Origin of the sequence: Streptomyces sp. NBC_00683 (assembly GCF_036226745.1) — a bacterium.
In the GTDB taxonomy this organism is placed as follows: domain Bacteria; phylum Actinomycetota; class Actinomycetes; order Streptomycetales; family Streptomycetaceae; genus Streptomyces.
Genome location: NZ_CP109013.1, coordinates 1,597,613 through 1,611,020, shown reverse-complemented (window position 1 = coordinate 1,611,020; position 13,408 = coordinate 1,597,613). Strand labels below are relative to the sequence as shown.

General features: G+C 72.3%; 11 protein-coding genes. 6 read left to right on the top strand and 5 right to left on the bottom strand.

Annotated elements, in window-relative coordinates; translation table 11 throughout:
- Nucleotides 1-9: 9 nt before the first annotated feature.
- Together OG257_RS07145 and OG257_RS07140 are read right to left on the bottom strand one after the other, a co-directional pair.
- A complete protein-coding gene (locus tag OG257_RS07145) occupies nt 10-630 on the bottom strand; it encodes a DedA family protein (protein ID WP_329205758.1) in 621 nt (206 codons plus the stop codon).
- On the bottom strand, nt 627-1,403 hold the full coding sequence (locus OG257_RS07140; RefSeq protein WP_329205756.1) for an MBL fold metallo-hydrolase: 777 nt from the start codon (nt 1,401-1,403) through the stop codon (nt 627-629). Before OG257_RS07140 ends, OG257_RS07145 begins: the two co-directional genes overlap by 4 nt.
- 194 nt (nt 1,404-1,597) lie before the next feature.
- Between OG257_RS07140 and OG257_RS07135 the strand changes: the two genes are divergently transcribed.
- Together OG257_RS07135 and OG257_RS07130 are read left to right on the top strand one after the other, a co-directional pair.
- The gene (locus tag OG257_RS07135) at nt 1,598-2,014 is read left to right on the top strand and encodes a hypothetical protein (RefSeq protein ID WP_329205755.1); all 417 of its coding nucleotides are present in this window, start codon (nt 1,598-1,600) and stop codon (nt 2,012-2,014) included.
- Between the two features lie 83 nt (nt 2,015-2,097).
- Nucleotides 2,098-4,260: a phage holin family protein gene (locus OG257_RS07130; RefSeq protein WP_329205753.1), complete on the top strand. Its 2,163-nt coding sequence runs from the start codon at nt 2,098-2,100 to the stop codon at nt 4,258-4,260.
- 30 nt (nt 4,261-4,290) lie between these two features.
- Here the strand turns inward: OG257_RS07130 and OG257_RS07125 are convergent, their stop codons facing one another.
- The 3 genes from OG257_RS07125 to OG257_RS07115 form a co-directional block, all read right to left on the bottom strand.
- Complete coding sequence (locus OG257_RS07125) at nt 4,291-5,343, bottom strand: LacI family DNA-binding transcriptional regulator (protein WP_329205750.1); 1,053 nt, start codon at nt 5,341-5,343, stop codon at nt 4,291-4,293.
- A gap of 51 nt (nt 5,344-5,394) precedes the next feature.
- Nucleotides 5,395-5,805: a DUF305 domain-containing protein gene (locus OG257_RS07120; protein ID WP_443054319.1), complete on the bottom strand. Its 411-nt coding sequence runs from the start codon at nt 5,803-5,805 to the stop codon at nt 5,395-5,397.
- A gap of 294 nt (nt 5,806-6,099) precedes the next feature.
- The gene (locus OG257_RS07115; protein WP_329205748.1) at nt 6,100-7,035 is read right to left on the bottom strand and encodes a DUF1996 domain-containing protein; all 936 of its coding nucleotides are present in this window, start codon (nt 7,033-7,035) and stop codon (nt 6,100-6,102) included.
- Between the two features lie 238 nt (nt 7,036-7,273).
- Here OG257_RS07115 and ligA point away from each other — a divergent pair, with 238 nt between their 5' ends.
- The 4 genes from ligA to secD all read left to right on the top strand — a co-directional run bounded on the left by ligA (nt 7,274) and on the right by secD (nt 13,363).
- Nucleotides 7,274-9,373: an NAD-dependent DNA ligase LigA gene (ligA, locus tag OG257_RS07110; RefSeq protein ID WP_329205746.1), complete on the top strand. Its 2,100-nt coding sequence runs from the start codon at nt 7,274-7,276 to the stop codon at nt 9,371-9,373.
- 148 nt (nt 9,374-9,521) lie between these two features.
- Nucleotides 9,522-10,361: a rod shape-determining protein gene (locus OG257_RS07105; RefSeq protein ID WP_329205745.1), complete on the top strand. Its 840-nt coding sequence runs from the start codon at nt 9,522-9,524 to the stop codon at nt 10,359-10,361.
- Nucleotides 10,358-11,023, top strand: a complete 666-nt coding sequence (locus tag OG257_RS07100; protein WP_329205743.1) for a hypothetical protein — start codon at nt 10,358-10,360, stop codon at nt 11,021-11,023. Before OG257_RS07105 ends, OG257_RS07100 begins: the two co-directional genes overlap by 4 nt.
- A 33-nt stretch (nt 11,024-11,056) precedes the next feature.
- Nucleotides 11,057-13,363 carry a protein translocase subunit SecD gene (gene secD / locus OG257_RS07095; RefSeq protein ID WP_329205741.1) on the top strand — a complete coding sequence of 769 codons (2,307 nt, stop codon included), beginning with the start codon at nt 11,057-11,059 and terminating at the stop codon, nt 13,361-13,363.
- The last annotated feature ends 45 nt before the right edge of the window (nt 13,364-13,408 follow it).

The window sequence follows — 13,408 nt, the reverse complement described above, 5'->3', positions numbered from 1 at the left end:
AATGCCGGGTCAGTGGCCCAGCCTGGCCCGCAGCCGGCGCCACACCGCCGGTGCCCCGCTGATCAGCAGCGTCAGGGCGACCGCGGCGAGCACACCCTGCCACGGCTCGGCGAAGAGGGAACCGCCCAGGATCCCGATCAGCTGATACGTCGCGGCCCAGGCCAGACACGCCGGCACGTCACCGCGGGCGAACTGCCGCAGCGGCATCCCGCCGAGCAGACAGGCCAGCATCACCGGTATCCGTCCGGCCGGCACCAGCCGGGACAGCACCAGCACCGTGGCGCCGTGCTCGTCCAGCTTCTGCTGCGCCTGAGCGAGGCGCTCCGGAGCGGCCCGGCTGCTGATCGCCTCCAGCCACCTCGAGCCGTTCTTGGACCGCACCCCGCGCTGCCCCAGCCAGTACAGGCATATGTCCCCGAGGAACGCCGCGGCCGACGCCACCACGAAGACCGCCAGCAGGGCGAACGGTGACGTCTGGTGGAACGCCACCACGGCGGCCGAACTCACCAGCGCCCCCGTCGGCACCACCGGCACCAGCGACCCCAACGCCACCAGCGCGAACAACGACGGATAGCCGAAGGCCTGCTGCGTCGACTCCGTCGGCAGCTGCCGCACGACTTCCTGGATCATCTACGGGCCTCCGGCCGCACATGCTCGCCGTGCCCCAGCCGGTGCACCGCCACCCCCGGCGCCACGAGTGCGGCCTGCCGTACGAATTCGTCGCCCGGCGCGTGGAACTCGTGCGGCCGGACCCCGTCCATCCCGATCGGCCAGTACGTGCCGTAGTGCACCGGCACCGCGGAGCGCGGCGCCAGCATGGCCAGCGCCTGCGCGGCGCGGGCGGCATCCAGATGGTGATGGCCGAGATAGGGACCCCAGCCGCCGACGGGCAGCAGCGCCACATCGACCGGCCCCACGGCATCGGCCATGTCGTCGAACAGCCCGGTGTCACCGGCGAAGTAGGTGCGGGCCTCGCCCTCGACCACGAAGCCCAGGGCGGGCACACGGTGCGGGCCGACCGGCAGCCGCCGGCCGTCGTGCAGGGCGGGTACCGCCCTGACCAGCACCGCGCCGACACGGACCTCGTCGCCCGGGGCGACCTCGGTGATCCGCAGCCCGCGCATCCGGCGCAGCACCCTCAGCCCCCGTACGGCCCCGGTCGCCCCCTTGGGCACGATCAGCAGGCTGCCCGGGGAGAGACGGGCCAGGGAGGGGAGATGCAGATGGTCGGAGTGCAGATGGGAGATCAGGACCGCGTCGGCGACAGCGGCCTCGGGAGGTGGCACCTCGCCCCGGCGCCGGCGCAGATGCGCGAAGCGCCGTACGAACAGAGGATCGGTCAGCACCCGGACCCCGGAGTCCTCGATCGTGCAGGTGGCGTGACCCCACCAGGTGACCTCCACCGCCCCGCCTCCTCGCTCCGTCGGCCCGCGCACCCGTTCCGGCCGTGCGCTGTCCCGTACGAGCCTAGGCGCTCCGCGCCGTCCTCACGCCGGTGCGCACCTTTCCGCTCCTGTCCGCCCGGGTACACGCGGCTACGGAGGGCTACGACCGGGGTAGGGTCGGGCGCAGCATCCGAGTGCGGGGGGATCCGTTCATGGGGGACGTCATCGACGGCGTACGGGTGGCGGCCATCGCCAGTCTCACACCGCTGGAAGAGCTCGACGGCGATCCGTTCATCGTCGACACCCGCAGCCAGCACGCCATGTGCGCACGCTGGGCCGCCGACCAGGGGTACGTCGTCACCCGGCAGCTGCGCGTCTACGGACTGCGCCCCGATCACCACGCGCTGTGGGCCGACGTCGAGGGCGGGCAGGTCGAACTGTTCGTCGCCCCCAACGACCGGGTGCTCGCCCGGGCCGTCGCCTCGGTGCCGGACTTCGCCGCCGAGTGCGCGCGGCGCGGAGTACGGCTGGAGCTCGCCGGCCTCGCGGAGCCCGTGTACACCGCGCGCTCGAAGGCGAGCGTCCACCGCAGACTGTCCATGCCGACCGCGGGATACGACGGCTGCTGACCTGCGGCCGGGGCACGGACCAGCTGTGAAAAGCTGGAACCGGACCCACGACGGCACCGGGTCCGGACGTGAGGTGGAGCGGCGTGGGTGACGGGCGATGGCGTACGGCGGGCAGAGCCCTCCTGCGCGTGGTCGCGGTGTGGGCGGTCTCCACCCTCACCCTGCTGGCCCTCGCCGGGATCCTGCCCGACTTCCAGCTCCAGTCCGACGACGGCGACAGCGTCACGAGGACCGCGTTCACCGCGGCCTGGGGGGCGGGCGCCTTCGGTCTGCTCTCCGCACTGGTGTGGCCGGTCCTCGTCCGGGCGCTGCTCATCGTGCCCGCCCTGGTGCTGGGCGCGCTGGTCTTCTTCCTCAACGGCTCGCTGCTGCTGATCGCCCTCAGCCTCATCCCCGACGGGCGCGGCACGGCCAACCCGGAGACCGCGGTGGTCGTCGCGGCCGTCATGTCCGCCGTCGCCTCGGCCACCTCCACCGCGCTCGCGGTCCGCGACGACGACGCCTACCGGCGAAGGCTCTCCCGGCTGGCCGACCGGCGCCGCCGGCGCAGCGGCACGGCAGGCACCGCGGACGGCGGCCGAGGCGGCCCGCCGGGCATCGTGTTCGTCCAGCTCGACGGCGTCGGTCACGACGTGCTCGAGCAGGCCGCCGCCGCAGGCCTGATGCCGACCGTGGCCGGACTCCTCGCCGACGAGGCGGGCCACCGGCTCACCCCGTGGAGCACCGACTGGTCCAGCCAGACCGGCGCCAGCCAACTCGGCATCCTGCACGGCAGCAACTTCGACGTGCCCGCGTTCCGCTGGTACGAGAAGGAGACCGGCACCGTGATGGTCTCCAGCAGGCCGGCGAGCGCACTCGAGCTGCAGCGCAGAGCCATCGTCCGAACCCGTGACGGCGGCCTGCTCACCGTCGACGGGGCGAGCCGGGGGAACCTCTTCAGCGGCGGTGCCGACCAGCTCGCCCTCGTCCTGTCGATGGCTGCCAGGCGGGGCAAGGGACGCCGCTCGCGCGCCGGATACTTCGCGTACTTCTCCGACCCGGCCAACGCCGTCCGGACCGCGCTGTCCTTCGTCGCCGAAGTGGGCCGTGAGATCGGCCAGTCCACGCGGGCCCGGATCAAAAAGGAGTCCCCCCGGGTCAAGCGCGGCGGACTGTACCCCTTCATCCGGGCGTTCGCGACGGTGGTCGAACGCGATGTCGTGGTCGCCGCGGTCATCGGCGACATGTTCGCGGGACGCACCGCCGTCTACGCCGACCTCGTCGCGTACGACGAGGTCGCCCACCACTCGGGGCCGCACAGCAGGGACGCGGAGAAGGTCCTGACACGGCTCGACCGCTCCCTGGGCCTCATCGCGAAGGTCGCGGAACACACCCCGCGCACCTACCGGATCGTGCTGCTGTCCGACCACGGCCAGAGCCCCGGGGAGACCTTCGCCGGGAGGTACGGACTCACACTCAAGGACCTGGTGAGGGCGGGCTGCGGACTGCCCGTACCCCGCAGGGCGCAGCGCACCCGCAGCGCGTCCGAGGCGCGTGACGCCGTACGCATCGCGCTGCACCGGCCCGTCGGGGAGAAGGAGTCGGAGCATCCCGCGACGCCGTCCGACCCGGTCGTGCTCGCCTCCGGCAACCTCGGGCTGCTGTCCTTCCCGGACATCGAGGGGCGCGCCTCGCGCGAAGAGCTCGAACGCCGCCACCCCGCGCTGCTCGCCACGCTCGCCGGCCATCCGGGCATCGGCTTCCTGCTCGTGCGGAGCGAGGAGCACGGCTCGGTGGTGCTGGGACCCGACGGGGCCGAGGTCCCCGTCCCCGAGCTGACGGACGGGGAGGGGCCGATCGCCGCCTTCGGGGCGGGCGCGGCCGAGGCGGTGCGGCGCACCGACACCTTTCCGCACGTCGCCGACGTCATGGTCAATTCGATGTACGACCCCGAGACCGGCCGCGTACACGCCTTCGAGGAGCAGATCGGTTCGCACGGCGGGCTCGGTGGCGAACAGTCCCGGCCGTTCCTGCTCTGGCCGCGCACGCTGGCGGACCCGAGGGACATCGTGGCGGCGGAGGGAGGGGCGGCCTCGTGCGGTCCGGTGGGTGCGGAGGCCGTGCACCGGATACTGGCGCGCTGGCTGCGGGAGCTCTCCGGGCCCCAGGTGCCGTTGCTGACCGAGGGCTTCACCGGGGCGGAACGGGCCGACGAACCCTTCCCCGACGTGGACACGGACGCCGACGTACCGGGCGCCCGGGGCTGACGGACACCGGCCTGCCCGGCGGCGGCCGCGTCAGGTGGACTTGCGCTCCACCAGCGTCGGATGGAAGACGACCGAGGGCGTCGGGCCACCCGGCCGGCCGATCTGCTTCAGCAGGAGCCGTGCCATCTCCGCGGCCATCTCCTCCACCGGCTGCCGCACCGTCGTCAGCGGCGGATCGCAGGCCAGCGCCGCGCTGCTGTCGTCGAAACCCACCACCGACACGTCCGACGGCACGTCCTTGCCCGCCCGCAGCAGCACGGGCAGGGCACCGAGCGCCATCAGGTCCGAAGCGATGAACACCGCGTCCAGGTCCGGCCGGTCACGCAGCAACTGCCGCATCGCCGACGCGCCTCCCACATGGGTGAAATCGCCCTCGGCACGCGCCACGTCGTGGATGCCGTGCAGGGCGAGTGCGTCAAGGAACCCCGTCAGGCGGGCCTGCCCCGCAGGCATGTCCTGCGGCCCCGCGACCGTGCCGATGCGCAGACGCCCCAGTGATGCCAGGTGGTCGGCGGCCAGCTGGGCCCCGGCACGCTGGTCGGCCTCGACGTACGTGAGCGGGGACGGCCGCCTGGGCCTGCCCGCGAGCACGGCGGGCAGCCGCGTGTCATGGAGCAGACCGGGCAGCGGATCCTCCGCGTGCGAGGAGATCAGCACCACGCCGTCGACATGGCCCTGGCGCAGGTACGAAAGGAGCTGATTGCGCGAGGCCTCGTCGTCGGCCAGCATCAGGACCATCTGGATGCCCGCGGGCCGGAGCACCTCGAGCAGACCGCTCACCACGCGGCCGAAGTACGGGTCGGAGAACATCCGGCCTATGAACGGTTCGGACACCGGCCGCCGTTCCCGCTCGGACACGACGAGGGCGATCGAGTCCGTCCTCCGCGTCACGAGCGAACGCGCCGCACGGTTGGGGACGTACCCCGTGGTGGCCACCGCCTCCTCCACGACCCGCCGAAGCGCCGGGTCCACCGTGGTCGCGCCGTTGATCACCCGGGACACCGTGGCCCGGGAGACGCCCGCCACCGCGGCCACATCCTCCAAGGTGGCGGGGCGTGCGGGCGGGGTCACGTGGGCAGTCATGCAGCCTTTATACCGGGTGGTCCAGCGGCTCCGTGCATCGGTTCGGGCACGTCAGCCGCCGTTCACGGCCAGCGCGTCCAGGTCCGCCAACTGGCTTTCGCGCGCCGTCACGAGGGCCTTTGCCCGCTCCTTGGCGTCGGCCCTGGTGCCCGCCGTCGTCTCGGAGCGCGATACCTGCGCGGACTGGCGGAGGTGGTCGCGGATCTGCGCCACGAGCAACCGGTCGAACGCGTCGCCCTCCGCCGCGCGGGCCTCCACGAGGTCGTCGGCCGTCACCATGCCCGGCATGTTGTGCCCCGCGTGCACATCGGTGGCGGGCAGGCCCATCCGGTCCCGCAGCCCGCGCAGCGCGGTCAGTTCGGCGTCCTGCGCGGTACGCAGACGGGTCGCCCAGGACCGGAGCCGTGGGTCGGCCGTCCTCCTCTCGGCCATGGCCAGCAGCGCGACGGCCTGATCGTCCATCGGGATCATCAACTGGACCCAGGCGGAGTCCGTCGGGTCGCCGGACCGTGATGGTGCCGGGCCGGAAGCGGGAGGGCCCGCCGGACGGGGCGGAGGTTCCGGGGCATCGGAAGCGTTACACGAGGTGAGCCCGGTGGCGAGGATCAGGGGGAGCAGGAGCGACGCTGCTGCGCGACGAACCGCCTTCACAGGGGTGTCCTTGGGTGTGGAACCGGTCGGTCCCCGTCCGGAGGCAGTGCGGCCCCGGACGGGAACCCACCGGTGGAGTGGGTGAATATCGCGACGGCCGGACCGTCAGGGAGTGCCGTCAGCCCCGCACTTCACGATCGCGTTGATGCAGTCGCGTACACGCTGGGCCATTTCCGCCTCGGGCCACACGTTGAAGAAGTCGCCGTGCATCGTGTAGCCGCGACCCGATGCCAGTCTGAGGCGGGCGGGATCGCCGTTGACCGGATAGCGCAGCACCTGGCGCAGCTTGGGCACCGGGACGGGGTGAGTGGCCGGGCAGGCGCCGCCCACCGGGTAGGCCATGTGGCTCTTGTGGTCGGCCGAGTCCAGGTCCCTGCCGTTCCAGCACTGCGGGAAGTCGAGGTACGACTCCAGCATCGCGCCGGCAGGGCAGTTGACGAAGTCATGGGACGGGTTGACCTCGCCGTGGTGCAGACACGACCAGCGCGCGATCGTGTTGTCGTCGGGGCCGGTCGCCTTCGCGTTGCCCGCGACGATCCGCAGACCACGGGGGAAGGGCTTGATCGTGCGGATGATGTCGTCCCGGACTCCCTCTCCCAGGTAGTAGAAGGTGGTGCCGGTCGGTTCCACCTCCGTGTTGCCGTCGTACATCGTGGGGACCCAGTACGAGGAGATGTCGGTGGAGGGGGCGCAGCTGGTGCCGCCCTTCTCCAGGGACGCCAGATCGGAATGGGCGTTCGTGGTGTCGTTCCCGAAGAAGCTGTGCATGTGGGAGGCGCCCGGCAGGTTGGGCAGCACGATCGGGTCGTCGGGAGCACGGTGGGTGTACGGGCACTCCGCGAGGAACTCGGCGACCCGGACCACATCGGCCGGGGCCTTGGGCGCGGCACCGGCTGTCGTGTCACCGGCCGCGTTGCCCACGTCGGCCTGGACGAGGGACAGGGCGAGGGCGGCGACCGCCAGCCCCGCGATTCTGTGGCGCCACGGGGGCAGGGTTCTGCGCCCGCGGTGTTCGGTCGTGCGTCGGTTTCGGAAGAGCACGGCACTCCTGTTCTGAGGAAGTGGGGTTCCTTTGACCAGTTCTCTGACCACTGTAGAGAGCGCTCTCTCGCAGAACGTAAGAGTGTGACGTAAGCATGTCAAGCAATCGCGCAGTACCATCAACTGCCTGGTCATTGAACCCACTTGGGGGCACAAGAGGCAGGAGAGCGCTCTCTCGAAAAGGGTGCCAGGTAGGGGTCGTGGGGCGTTGTCAGTGGTGGGCGGCAGGATGGTGGTCATGACGACGAACTCAGCTGTTGTGCTCGCCGATGCAGCCGCCTACGCCGCCGCGGTGGAAGGGGCGACGCAGGCCGCCGCCGCTTACTACGCCACGGGCGAGAGCACGCTCGACGACGACGCGTACGACCGCCTGGTGCGGGGGATCGCGGCCTACGAGCTGGAGCACCCGCAGGAGATGCTGGACGCCTCGCCGACGGGGAAGGTCGCGGGCGGCGCCGCCGTGGGCGACGTACCGCACACGGTCCCCATGCTCTCCCTGGACAACGTGTTCTCCGCCGAGCAGTTCGTCACCTGGACCGCGTCCCTGGAGCGCAGGATCGGCAGGCCCGTCGCGGCCTGGAGCGTGGAGCCCAAGCTCGACGGCCTCGCGGTCGCCGCGCGCTACCACCAGGGCCGTCTCGACCGGCTGATCACCCGGGGCGACGGAACCGCCGGCGAGGACGTGTCGCATGCGATCGGCACGGTGCTCGGCCTGCCCGAGCGGCTCACCTCGCCTGTCACCATCGAGGTGCGCGGCGAGATCCTCATGACCAACGAGCAGTTCGAGCAGGCCAATACGGTACGCACGGAGCACGGCGGCGCCCCCTTCGCCAACCCGCGCAACGGGGCGGCGGGCACCCTCCGCGCCAAGGACCGGCCCTATCGCGTCGAGATGACCTTCTTCGCGTACGGAGCGCTCGCACTGCCCGAGTCCGGTGAGCTGACCGGCACCCTGGCCGAACTCCCGCACAGCGAGGTCCTGGAGCTCGTCGCCGGCCTCGGCGTGCACACGGCGGCGGACACGGCGGTGGCGCCGCGCACCGTCGGTACGGCCGAGGAGGTGCAGGCCGGGGTCGAGGACATCGCCGCGCTGCGCGCCTCGCTGCCGTTCGGGATCGACGGCATCGTGATCAAGGCGGACCTGGCGGCCGACCAGCGCGAGGCGGGTTCCGGGACGCGGGCGCCGCGCTGGGCCATCGCGTACAAGCTCCCCGCCGTCGAGAAGGTCACCCGCCTCCTGGGGGTCGAGTGGAATGTCGGCAGGACCGGCATCATCGCCCCGCGCGCCGTGCTCGAGCCCGTGGAGATCGACGGGTCGACCGTCGGGTACGCCACCCTGCACAACCCGGCCGACATCACCCGCCGCGATCTGCGCCTGGGCGACCAGGTGATGGTCTACAAGGCGGGCGACATCATCCCCCGGATCGAGGCGCCCGTCGCGCATCTGCGGACGGGTGACGAGAAGCCGATCGAGTTCCCCGAGGCCTGCCCGCAGTGCGGCTCCGAGATCGACACCAGCGAGCAGCGCTGGCGCTGCACCAGGGGGCGCAACTGCCGTCTGGTCGCCTCCATTTCGTACGCGGCCGGGCGCGACCAGCTCGACATCGAGGGCCTCGGTGCCACCCGGGTCGTCCAGCTCGTCGACGCCGGTCTCGTCACCGACTTCGCCGACCTCTTCACGCTCGGCCGGGAGCAGCTGCTCTCCCTGGAGCGGATGGGGGAGACCTCCACCGACAATCTGCTCGCCGCCATCGACACGGCGCGTACGCGCCCGCTGTCCCGCGTGTTCTGCGCCCTGGGCGTACGAGGCACGGGGCGCTCCATGTCCCGGCGGATCGCCCGCTACTTCGCGACGATGGACCGGATCGTCGCCGCCGACGCGGAGACCCTGCAGCAGGTCGACGGCATCGGCAAGGAGAAGGCCACGGGGGTGGTCGGCGAGCTGGTGGAGCTGGCCCCGCTGATCGGAAAGCTGGTGGCCGCCGGGGTCAACATGACGGAGCCCGGTGCGACCCCGCCGCCGGAGCCCGGGGACGTACAGGCGGACGCCGAGGCGGGAGACGGGGCGGCGGCAGGGCTTCCCCTCGACGGCATGACCGTCGTGGTCACCGGCGCCATGACCGGGCCGCTGGAGAAGCTCTCGCGCAACCAGATGAACGAGCTGATCGAGCGGGCCGGCGGTAAGTCCTCGTCCAGTGTCTCCAAGCGCACGAGTCTGCTGGTCGCGGGGGAGAAGGCCGGGTCGAAGCGCGCCAAGGCCGAGGACCTGGGCGTCAGAATCACCGCGCCGGACGAGTTCGCGGAGCTGATCGCGTCATTCCTGAGCCCGGAGGTATGAGACGGGACAGCGAGGGCGCGGCCCTTGGAATCGGTGAGGGAGTAGCGTTCCTGACCCCGTTATTGCATAGTGAGGGTTCGGTCATGCCTCGCTATCTGCGGGTCGTGGGTGGTGAGCGGCTGCAGTGGCAGGCCGGGGGTGAGGGGCGATGCGTTCTTTGCGCGACGGACGGCGGCACAGCCGGCCCGTCCACCGGTGGCCCGGCGGCCGTCCCGCTGCGGCGGACCACCACGGGGCGACCCGGGGACTGGCCATCGACCTGGGAAGTTCCGGGGCCCGCGCCTGGGTTCCCGGCCGTGGCCTCGTCACCGGCCCCGCGCCGCAGGAGGGCGCCGGCCGTCCGGTCCGGCGTGGACGCATCGTCGACGCCGATTCCTGCGGCAGACTCCTCGGACACCTCGCCGATGCGGCGCTGGGCGCCGACCGCAGCGGCACCGTGATCGTCCTCAGCCATCCGGTCCTCGCCGGGGCCGAGCACCGGTCCCTGGCCAGAAACCTCCTCACCGCCCTCGGCCCCTCCGGGGTCGTGGTCCTCAGCAGCGCAAGAGCCGCCGCCGCGTACGCCGGGCCGCGGAGCGGCGGTCCGCTGCTCGTCGTCGACATGGGCGCCGAAATCACCGAGGTCACCCTGCTCGTCGACGGGACGGTCGCCGACGCCAGACAGGCCGAGACCGGGCTCATCGACCTGGAACCGGACGCGCCTCCCGCGGAACCGGTGCGGACCGTGCTCGACATGGTCATGTCGATGTGGCGACAGGACAAGCACGGAGCGGTCAGCGGCGCGCTGCGCAGAGGCCCCGTGCTCGCCGGGGGCGGCGCGCTGCGCAGGGACGTCACCGACGGGATCGCGGGGTGCCTCAGCGTACCCGTACGCCTGGCAGATGACCCCTCGACCACGGTCGTACGGGGCGCGGGCCTGATCCTGGACTCCGTCCTGCGCCACGCCGGTACGGGTGCGCCGGCCGTCCTGCCGGGCCGAGCGAGGTGAGCCCCCACCCGGGGGCGCCCCGGGGGAACGCGCCCCCGCGGGGGCGGCCGGACGCCCCGGCGCACCGGGCCCGGCACGCCCTGGCCGCGCTCCTTCTCGCCGTCCTCACGCTCGTCGCGGGAGCGCCCGCCGCCGCCGGATCGGTGCTGCCCTTCGGTGCGCTCGCAGGCCGGTCCCCGGCCACCGCGAACGCGCCGGGAGCGCAGCCGCCCTCTCCTCACTCCGACCGGACCGCGCGCCAGGGTTCGGCCCACGACACCCGCCGCTTCCGTGCGGCCGCAGCAGCGTCGCCCTTCTCGGGCAGCCTCATGTCCGGCGAGTCCGTCAAGGCAGGCACAGCAGGCACGGCCGGCACGTTCGCCGAGGCCGCCGCCCAGGGGGCGCGGGCCGAGGCCCTGCCCCGGCCCGGGCCATGGGCAGGGGCCGACCGCCCGCACTCCCCGCACCACTTCCCGCCGCCGGACCACGGAGCGCTGCCGCCGTGCGCGACGGCCCTTGCCGAACCCCGTGACGCACCCCGAGCGGCTGCCGGGACCCGCCTCTTCGTACCCGGCCGGGTCCGCACCGCGCTGCCCGGAGTGCGGGGCCCTCCAGGGGTGACGGCCGGTCAGCCGGCCGTTCACCGGTCCTGTTCGACAGACCTGTCGTCGCGTCCTGACTGAAGAGGGGCGGACGACGCCCCTCGGAGGATTCCCATGACTCGCGCCGCCACGGTGCGAGCAGTTCTGGCTGCCGCCGTTCTGCTCGTCTCCGTGCTCATCACGCTGACCATGTCACCCAGACTCGGACTCGACCTTCAGGGCGGGACCCGGATCGTGCTGCAGACCAAGGACTCGGACACCGCGAAGGCGGACCGGGAGAGCACCGAACGCACCCTGGAGGTGCTCCGCGGTCGCATCGACTCCCTCGGTGTCGCCGAACCCTCCCTGACACGTTCCGGCGAGAACCGGATCATCGTCGAACTGCCGGACGTCCAGGACCCGCGCCAGGCCGCCGAAGTCATCGGCAGAACCGCCCAGCTGAGCTTCCACGCCGTTCAGGGCCCCGGAACCGAGCAGAAGGACGACGCCCCACGGACGGGGCCGACGCTCCCGGACGAACAGGGCACTCTCCTCGCCCTCGGCCCGGTGCAGCTCGACGGCGCCGGGGTCAAGGACGCCACCGCGGCCTTCGACGCCCAGCAGGGCACGGGCTGGTCCGTATCCCTCGACTTCCACAAGGACGCGGGCAGGAAGTGGACCGGGCTGACCGGGGAGGCGGCCTGCAACCCGCCCCAGGACGAACGGCGCAGGGTCGCGATCGTCCTCGACGGGAAGGTCATCTCATCGCCCCAGGTCGATCCGTCGATCGGCTGCAAGGCCGGACTGCCCTCCGGATCCACCCAGATCACGGGCTCCTTCAGCGCCGACGAGGCACGTGATCTCGCCCTCCTCATCAAGGGCGGCGCACTTCCCGTCCCGGTCGAGATCGCCGAGCAGCGGACCGTCGGTCCGACGCTCGGGGCCGCTGCCATCGACGCCAGCGCCCGGGCGGCGCTCATCGGCGCGGCGGCCACCGCGCTCTTCATCACCTTCGTGTACCGGCTCTTCGGCGCTCTCGCAGCCGTCGCACTCGCGGCCTACGGCGTCATCTCCTACGCGGCTCTCGTCGCACTCGGCGTCACCCTGACGCTTCCGGGGCTCGCCGGATTCGTCCTCGCCATCGGGATGGCGGTCGACGCGAACGTCCTTGTCTTCGAGCGGGCCCGCGAGGAGTGCGCGGCCCGCCCGAGCCGCTCGCTGCGACCTGCCCTGACCGCGGGGTTCCGTAACGCCTTCAGTGCCGTCGCCGACTCCAACGTCACCACCCTCATCGCGGCGGGCCTGCTCTTCCTCCTCGGCTCGGGACCGGTCAAGGGCTTCGGTCTCACGCTCGCGATCGGTGTCCTCGCCTCGATGTTCTCGGCGCTCGTCATCGCCCGCGCGCTCACCGAGACGGCGGCGGGCTCCCGGTTCGTGAGCGACTACCGGAGCGTCAACGGCATCGCACGGCCGGGCCGCGTACGCACCTGGCTGAACGAGCGCGACCCCCAGCTGTTCCGGTCGCCGCGCCGCTGGCTGCTGGTCTCCACAGCGCTGGTCGCCGCAGCCGTGCTCGGCATCGTCGTTCGCGGCGTCGATCTCGGCGTCGAATTCACCGGCGGCCGGCTCGTCGAGTACTCCACCAGCCGCCCCGTCGACGTGGAGACCGCCCGCACGGCCGTCGCCGCCGCCGGGTTCGGCGATGCCGAGGTCACCACGGCGGGCGAGGGCGACCTCTCCGTACGGTCCGGACACCTCGACAACGACGGGGAGCACGCGCTGCGGACGGCGCTGGCCGCCGAGGGCGGCGGGACCACCAAGGTGCGCGACGAGCTGATCGGTCCCAGCCTCGGTGACGAACTCCGGCGCAACGCGCTGATCGCTCTGGCCGTCGCCGTGTTCGTCCAGCTCGCCTATCTCGCGGCCCGGTTCCGCTGGACCTTCGCCGTGGCCTCGGTCGGGGCACTGGTGCACGACGTCATCATTCTGGTCGGCGCCTTCGCCTGGCTCGGCCGCCCCGTCGACGGGATCTTCCTGGCTGCCCTGCTCACCGTGATCGGCTACTCCGTCAACGACTCGGTCGTGGTCTTCGACCGCGTACGGGAACTGTGGGCCAGGAACCGGCTTACTCCGGTCGGTGACATCGCCAACCGGGCCGTTCTGCAGACCGTCCCACGAACCGTCAACACGGGCATGGGCGCCCTGTTCATCCTGATCGCCCTGGCCGTGCTGGGCGGGGACTCGCTCGCGGACTTCGCCCTCGCCCTCCTGATCGGCATCTGCGTGGGCACGTACTCCTCGGTACTCACCGCCGTCCCCGGTGCGCTCCTGCTGGAGAGGAGCAGCAAGGCCCCGCCACCGGCCCGGAAACGTGCCCCGGGACGCAAGCAGGGCGCCGGACGGGCGCGCCGGGATCCGCGCGACAACGGCGCACGCGTGTAGCGCATGCGGTGAAGCAGGGCCGTCCCCCTCCGGACGATGCTTGCC

Bases quoted from the DNA above. Each gene is read 5' to 3' on its own strand.
- OG257_RS07135 (WP_329205755.1), top strand. From the start codon at position 1,598: ATGGGGGACGTCATCGACGGCGTACGGGTGGCGGCCATCGCCAGTCTC.
- OG257_RS07120 (WP_443054319.1), bottom strand. From the start codon at position 5,805: ATGGACGATCAGGCCGTCGCGCTGCTGGCCATGGCCGAGAGGAGGACG.
- OG257_RS07105 (WP_329205745.1), top strand. From the start codon at position 9,522: ATGCGTTCTTTGCGCGACGGACGGCGGCACAGCCGGCCCGTCCACCGG.
- OG257_RS07125 (WP_329205750.1), bottom strand. From the start codon at position 5,343: ATGACTGCCCACGTGACCCCGCCCGCACGCCCCGCCACCTTGGAGGAT.
- OG257_RS07145 (WP_329205758.1), bottom strand. From the start codon at position 630: ATGATCCAGGAAGTCGTGCGGCAGCTGCCGACGGAGTCGACGCAGCAG.
- ligA (WP_329205746.1), top strand. From the start codon at position 7,274: ATGACGACGAACTCAGCTGTTGTGCTCGCCGATGCAGCCGCCTACGCC.
- secD (WP_329205741.1), top strand. From the start codon at position 11,057: ATGACTCGCGCCGCCACGGTGCGAGCAGTTCTGGCTGCCGCCGTTCTG.